The 6,770-nt window shown below is 64.3% G+C and carries 7 protein-coding genes; 4 read left to right on the forward strand and 3 right to left on the reverse strand.

Features of this window, described 5'->3' with window-relative positions:
• Positions 1–124: 124 nt before the first annotated feature.
• From V5A20_RS12610 to V5A20_RS12620, 3 genes are all read right to left on the reverse strand, one after another.
• Positions 125–577 (reverse strand): succinate dehydrogenase hydrophobic membrane anchor subunit, encoded by a 453-nt coding sequence (locus V5A20_RS12610; RefSeq protein ID WP_332316711.1) that lies wholly within the window; start codon positions 575–577, stop codon positions 125–127.
• Positions 578–636: 59 nt separating this feature from the next.
• Positions 637–1,098 (reverse strand): succinate dehydrogenase, cytochrome b556 subunit, encoded by a 462-nt coding sequence (sdhC, locus tag V5A20_RS12615; protein ID WP_332316712.1) that lies wholly within the window; start codon positions 1,096–1,098, stop codon positions 637–639.
• Positions 1,099–1,256: 158 nt separating this feature from the next.
• Positions 1,257–2,423 carry a citrate synthase gene (locus tag V5A20_RS12620; RefSeq protein WP_332316713.1) on the reverse strand — a complete coding sequence of 389 codons (1,167 nt, stop codon included), beginning with the start codon at positions 2,421–2,423 and terminating at the stop codon, positions 1,257–1,259.
• An 884-nt stretch (positions 2,424–3,307) separates the two neighbouring features.
• Here V5A20_RS12620 and V5A20_RS12625 point away from each other — a divergent pair.
• From V5A20_RS12625 to V5A20_RS12640, 4 genes are all read left to right on the forward strand, one after another.
• Entirely contained in the window at positions 3,308–5,101 is a 1,794-nt protein-coding gene (locus V5A20_RS12625) for an Rne/Rng family ribonuclease (protein WP_332316714.1), read from the forward strand.
• 70 nt (positions 5,102–5,171) lie between these two features.
• On the forward strand, positions 5,172–5,456 hold the full coding sequence (locus V5A20_RS12630; RefSeq protein ID WP_332316715.1) for a hypothetical protein: 285 nt from the start codon (positions 5,172–5,174) through the stop codon (positions 5,454–5,456).
• Positions 5,457–5,463: 7 nt separating this feature from the next.
• A complete protein-coding gene (locus V5A20_RS12635; protein WP_332327484.1) occupies positions 5,464–6,309 on the forward strand; it encodes an MBL fold metallo-hydrolase in 846 nt (281 codons plus the stop codon).
• Positions 6,310–6,417: 108 nt separating this feature from the next.
• Positions 6,418–6,770: type II 3-dehydroquinate dehydratase (locus V5A20_RS12640; RefSeq protein WP_332327485.1), on the forward strand; the 353-nt coding region annotated here is incomplete at its 3' end.

The raw sequence follows: 6,770 nt of genomic DNA on the forward strand, positions 1-6,770 counted from the left end.
CATCGTGCTCAAAAGTCATGGTGCGTAGATGCGTATTGCGTGTTGCGTATTGCGTAAATGCGTAGCGTATTGCGTACCAGAGAAGCTACATCCCCAACTACGCAATACGAAATTCGCAATTCCTTCACCACCCAGCCGTGATCACTGAGTACATGCCGATGATGAGCAGGCCGAGAGCGAGGGTCCACGACAGAGACTTGGCCACCAGTCGCCCCATCGGATTGCGGATGTAGTCCGTCATCACGTTGTTGAGGCCGTAGAAGCCGTGGTGGAGGGCCACGATGAGAAACAGGATGTTGAATCCTTTCCACAACACCGCGTAGACCGGATCGGCGAGGCGCTGCATCACCACCTGATACGGGGTGGCCTCCGCGTCCGGCCCGAAGCGAGCCTCCACGCCCGCCTTCGCCTCCTCCGGGTAGTCCGGCATCTCATTCTTCTCCGTTACCACCTCGTGGGTGACCGAGGCGGCTTGGTGGTCGTAGTGCTGCACCCAGAAGTGGGTGATCAGCATGAAGATGAGAAAAGTGCCGGTGATGCGGTGTAGAAACCAGTTCAGCGCGTTGGTCTGAGCCATGACGACAAGGGCCTAAGGGTGAACCAAGGGGGGAGACAGCAGGGGGCAGGGCAAAGACGCTAAAGGAAGAGCGTCGGCATCGAGCCGGGCCCGAGGAGCCACTCCCCGAGCGCGTAGATGGACGGCCATCCGCCCACCGCAACGATGGCGAGTGTGACCGCGCCCAGCGTCCAGAACAGCTTCTTCTGCTTGGGGCTCCACCCCAGAAAGTCGATGAGCACGATGCGAAGCCCGTTCATCGCGTGGTAGGCCACCGCCACCAGCAGCCCAAACTCGCCGACCTTGAAGATGGGGCTGTGGTACTTCGCGATGAGGGCATTGAACGTCTCCGGATCGGTCAACGCGGTCAGGCCCCAAATGTGGATGATGAGATACACGACCAGCCCCACGCCGGTGAGGCGGTGCATCATCCAGGCAAACATGCCGGTCCGGATGCGGTACGGCTGAACCCGGCTCTCCTGCTCAGCAGTCGCGTCCGTCTGTTGGGTCGCTGGGGGACGTTCTTTGGTGTCAACAGCCATGGGGCCGAGGAGATTATGGAGGCAAAAACAGCAGAGGGACGGAAGGGCGCACGCGAGGGGAGCACTCCGTCCCGCAAAACCCATTCGGGGAAAAATAGAATGAAGGGAGACAGGCAGGGGTTTCAGGGCCAGGGATCTATTTCGGAATCCGAACGCCCCTATCGCTCCCCGATGGGGGCCACGGTTCGGTCATGGGCCCCTACGTACTGGGCGCGTGGGCGGATGAGGCGGTTGTCGGCCCACTGCTCCAGAAGGTGCGCGGTCCACCCGGCCGTGCGGCTCAGCGCAAAGATGGTCGTGAAGAGGTCGGGGTCAAGGCCGAGCTGGTAATAGGTCGGCCCGCTGAAGAAGTCGACATTGGGGGCGATGCCCGTTTCCGAATCCATCGTCTCGTGGATCTTTGCGGTGTACTCGTACCACTTCATGTCGCCGGCCTCCTCACTCAGCTCCTTCACCATCGTGCGGAGGATGGCGGCGCGGGGATCCATGGTGTTGTACACGCGGTGGCCGAAGCCCATGACGCGCTCCCCGGTGTCCAGACGGTCGCGCACATACTGGGCCGGGTCCGCGCCCTTCTCGTCGATGTCGAGCAGCATGCGCATGACCTCCTGGTTGGCCCCGCCGTGCAGCGGGCCCTTCAGCGCGCCGATCGACCCGGAGACCGCCGAGTACATGTCCGACAGGGTAGAGCCGATGACGCGCCCCGTAAATGTGGAAGCGTTCAGGCCGTGGTCGGCGTGCAACACGAGGCAGACGTCGAAGGTCTCTTCGGCGGCCGTGCCGGGCGCCTCGCCGTTCAGCATGTAGAGGAAGTTGTGGGCCATCGACCCGTGGTCGAGCGGGTCGACCGGCTCCTGGCCCTTCCGCAGGCGGTCGAACGACGCAATGATGGTCGGGATCTGGGCCAGGATGCGATCGGCCTTGCGGCCGTTGGCGCCCGCCTCCATCGTGTCGGCCTCCTCGTCGTAGAGAGCGAGGGCGGACACCGCCGTGCGGAGGACGGCCATCGGGTGGGCGTCCGTGGGCGTCTCTCGCAGAAGGTTCAGGATCGGATCCGGAAGGGCCCGCTCGCTGCGCAGGTGCGCCGCAAAATCATCGAACTCTTCCTGGGTCGGGAGGTCGCCGTGGCGGAGCAGGTACACGACCTCCTCGAAGGAGGCGTGATCGGCGAGGTCGTGGATGTCGTAGCCGCGGTAAATGAGTTGACCCTTGTCTCCGTCAATCGAGGAGAGCTCCGACTCGAGAGCGATGACGCCCTCGAGGCCCCGTGCCTTGATGGGGGCATTTTCGGTTGTCAACTCTGTTACAGATTCTTGGTCAGCCATATCGGAGAGCGTGTGTAAGCCAAAGTGACGTGGAGGGGAGGGGGCGTTGGGGCCAGAGGGGCGTGTGGGAACGACCGCCCGTGACCGGGGCGGGATTGTGGGGCGCTGTTGCCGATTAGGGCCCCGAAGGACCAGAGAACACGAAACCGGGTATCAAAAGGCAAGAAAGGAAAGTGGCGGAAGAAAGCGGCAACCCCTTCCTGGGAGCGCTTCTTCACAACTCCCAAAAGGCTTGTGTCAGTGCGGGTTTCACCGTTACCACGGATGTGGACGCTGGCCCACCTTACTGCACCAAGTATTATAAAGAATTGTGGCGTGATGGCCCCACGAATTTTGATTTAAGGGAGGCCTGCGAATTCCTGTGCGACCGTTCTGGACCCCTGCCGGGATCATTTGCGCCGGGAAGACGATATCCCTGAATGACCTTTGGCTTTCGCAACGAATGCGCGGAAGTCAAGAATCTTGAGACACTTGCGGGCGGCCGAAGAAGGCGGCTCGCTGGTCGGGTTAGGGACAAGGAGGCGCGGGCCGACCGCCCTGCATGGCAGGTGCGCAGTCTGTGCCTCGTTGTCGCCCTGGTTTCGGCCTGGCCCACCCCACGACATTTTGTTCTGCTTCACTGTGTCCCGGCACGCAGGGAGACAGCCCTCGTTCAATCCCATTGCTCACGAGTCAATTCGTGCCCCAGCACTCGGTGCCGGTTCAGGACTTGTTGGGGCGCCGCACGGCGGCGCCTCGCAGCCAGGCGCAACATCGCGCCCGGACGGTCCTGGCGGCAGTTTCGACTGGTCCCTTCGCTATCGTTCCGCTACCAATGTTGCGAAACTTCCGTCGGGCCCGCATCCGCCAGTCGGCACCGGGGCAGGCACACCCCTCCCCCACATATGTCCAAAGAAATTGTCTTCAACGTCGGCAACGAACAGACGCGCATCGCCATCGTCGAGGATGGCAAGCTCGCGGAGCTCTACATTGAGAACGCCGAGCACAAGCGCACGATTGGCAACCTGTACCTCGGGCAGATCCGCAAGGTGATGCCCAGCATCCAGGCGGCCTTCGTAGACATCGGGCAGGAACAGGACGCCTTTCTTCACTTCTCGGACCTGTCCGACAACCTCCCGTACCTGCTCGACTTCCTCGGGCTCGAGAAGCCGAAGGTGGAGGCGATCGATGTGCCCACGGGAAAGAAGGACTGGGACAAACGCCCGTCCGACCTGCTGAACCGCGGGCAGACGATCCTCGTCCAGGTCACCAAGGAGCCGATCTCGAACAAGGGCAGCCGCATCTCTACGGACATCTCGCTTGCGGGGCGGTTCCTTGTGCTGGTGCCTCTCCAAAATTACGTCGCCGTCTCGCGAAAAATCACGGACGATGAGGAGCGCCGCCGCCTCGAGTCGCTGGCTAGCAGCCTCGTCCCCGACGGGGTCGGCGTCATCGTGCGGACCGTGGCGCAGGACCGCGACGCCAAGTCACTGGACAAGGACATGAAGCTGCTCATGGAGCGGTGGCGGCGCGTGGAGAATCGCCTCAAGGAGAAGCCGAGTGCCCCGGCGCTCGTGCACGAAGACGTGGACATGGCCTCCTCCATCGTCCGCGACGAGTTTTCGGACGAGTACGACCGCATCCTGGTCGACCACGAGGGGCTGTACAACAGCATCCAGAGCTACGTGCGGGCCGTGGGGCCACAGCTGGTGGATCGTGTGGAGCTGCACGAAGGCGATCAGCCGGTCTTTGAATCGGTGGACATCCAGCACGGGGCCGACCGCGCGTTCAAGGATCGCGTGGAACTGCCGTCCGGCGGCTATCTGTTCATCGAGAAGACCGAGGCGATGCACGTGGTCGACGTCAACTCGGGCCGCTCGGGCAAGGGCAAGTCGCAGGCCGAAAACTCGCTTAACGTCAACCTGGAGGCCGCTCGCGTCATTGCCCGCCAGATTCGGCTCCGCGACCTGGGCGGCATTATCGTCGTCGACTTTATCGACCTGCGAGACGAGGACGACAAGAAAAAAGTCTACGATGAGCTGGAGAAGGGCTTTTCGGAAGACCGGGCGGTGACGAAGGTATTGCCGATGAGCGACTTTGGGGTGGTGGAGATTACCCGCCAGCGGCTGCGGCCCAGCATCACGACGACCTTTTCGTCGGCCAACGGGGCGTCGTCCGACGACGGCGACGACGGGGCCGACCCCGAAGCGCTGCGCCAGGCCGAGCGCAAAATCCAAAGCCTGGAGCAAGAGGTGGAGAATCGCGAGCGCGAGGTCGAGCGCCTGAAGGAAGAAGACGACACGCCGGACGAAGAAATGGCGGCCCTGCGGCAGAAAATTCAGGCGCTTGAAGACAAACTCGAGGCGGCGCGGGCGCAACAGGCGGCGGGGGACACGGAGCCGCGTCCGCCCTCGGGGGACGGGCCCGCCGCGCCGGCGGAGGCCGACGCCGTCCCCGACGAGCTCGTGGACGACATTGAGCAGTGGCTCGTGGCGCACAGCGACACCCACCGGGCGGTGACCCTCCGGGTGCACCCCTTCGTCGCGGCCTTCCTGCGGCGCCCCGTGCCCACGTACACCACTCGCTGGTTCATGGAGCACCTGGTGCGTGTCCATCTGGAGGAGGACGCAGGGGTGCCGCCGCATACCTTTCGGGTGACGGATGCGTCCGGCGAGCCCCTCCCGGAGTCGCCGCAGTAGAGCATTCGGCGACGGAGAAAAACGGGGGAGTGACACGGGTCGCGGTTCTGTTGACGTGTGACTGTGCGGCATGGACACCACTACGATTATTGACGAACTGGAAGACGTTGCGGGGCGGCTGGGGATTGAGGTGCGGGCCGAGCCCGGCAACTTTCGCGGGGGGCGCTGCGTCGTGGAGGGGGAGGAGGTGATCATGCTCAACACGAACGACCTGCCTGAGACCCGGCTTGTGGTGCTGGCCGAGGCCCTTCGGGAGGCCCCGCTCGATACCATCTACCTGAAGCCGGTCGTGCGCCGGGCCCTCGAAGAGGCCTGGGCCGAGGAGGGCTCGGCGGGGGCTCCACATGACGAGTAGCTCCAGCGTGTCCACAGACGATCCGCCGGCCGACCGCCACGCCCGCACGCCTCCCGTCACTGCGACCCTGTTGGGGACGGGCACCTCCACTGGCGTGCCCGTCCTCGGGTGTGACTGCGAGGTGTGTGCCTCCGACGATCCGCACGACACGCGCACCCGCTGTGCCTGCTACGTGGAGGTGGGCGACATGGGCCTCTTGATCGATACGGGGCCCGACTTCCGGCAGCAGGCGCTCCGCGAGGGCATCACCCGCATCGACGCGGTCTGCTACACCCACCACCACTTCGATCACGTTGTGGGGCTCGACGATTTGCGCCCCTACTTCCGAGACAACCGACGCGTAATGCCGTGCTACGCGAACGCCAACACCGCCGCGGTGCTCCGGCGCAACTACGACTACGTCTTTGGGAGGGACCCGTATCCGGGCGCCGCAAACCTGAAGATGGAGGTGGTGGATGCCCCGTTCCGCGTGCCGAGCCGAACCGACGAAGAGACCTCGGTGCCCGTCGATCCGATTCCGTTGATGCATGGCAACGTGTCGGTCCACGGCTACCGCCTCGGCCGCTTTGCGTACCTGACGGACGCGAGCACCATCCCCGAGGCGAGCTACGAGCAGCTGCAGGGCATCGACACGCTCGTCCTGGACGGCCTCCGGCCCCGATCGCATCCCACCCACTTCTCGTTTGAGGAGGCGGTGGCCGCCGCCCGCCGCATCGGGGCGCGCGAGACGTACCTCGTCCACATGACCCACGACGTGCGCCACGCCGAGGCGGAGGCGGCCCTGCCCGACGACGTGCATCTCGCCCACGATGGGCTCACCCTGGAGGTGCCGGCGTACGACACGGTGGGGTAAGCGGGGGAGAGCATCATCGCCACGAACGACAGGACGGCGTGGGAATCTTTCCGGGCGGTCGGCAATTGATTGGGGAGAGTTTTTCTCCGTCACGACCCGCTGCGATCTGTGACCCTCCTCGTCCTCAACGGCCCCAACCTGAATCTCCTCGGCACCCGCGAGCCGGAGACCTATGGCACCACGACGCTTGCTGACATCCAGGCCGACCTCGACGCGGCGTTTCCGGAGGTCACATTCCGCTTCGAACAGGAGAACAGCGAGGGAGCACTCATCGACCACCTCCACGCCGCGCACGAGGACGAGCTCGACGGTGTCGCCTTCAATCCGGGCGGGTACACGCACACGTCCGTTGCCCTGCGCGACGCGGTGGCCGCCATCGAGCCGCCGGTGGTGGAGGTGCACCTGTCGAACGTCCACGCCCGCGAGGACTTCCGGCGCACGTCGCGGATCGCCCCGGCCTG

It is taken from the genome of Salinibacter sp. (assembly GCF_036626415.1).
Classification (GTDB): Bacteria; Bacteroidota; Rhodothermia; order Rhodothermales; family Salinibacteraceae; genus Salinibacter.

Coding starts and splice junctions, on each gene's coding strand:
- V5A20_RS12610 (WP_332316711.1), bottom strand. CDS start 577: ATGGCTCAGACCAACGCGCTGAACTGGTTTCTACACCGCATCACCGGC.
- sdhC (WP_332316712.1), bottom strand. CDS start 1,098: ATGGCTGTTGACACCAAAGAACGTCCCCCAGCGACCCAACAGACGGAC.
- V5A20_RS12620 (WP_332316713.1), bottom strand. CDS start 2,423: ATGGCTGACCAAGAATCTGTAACAGAGTTGACAACCGAAAATGCCCCC.
- V5A20_RS12625 (WP_332316714.1), top strand. CDS start 3,308: ATGTCCAAAGAAATTGTCTTCAACGTCGGCAACGAACAGACGCGCATC.
- V5A20_RS12630 (WP_332316715.1), top strand. CDS start 5,172: ATGGACACCACTACGATTATTGACGAACTGGAAGACGTTGCGGGGCGG.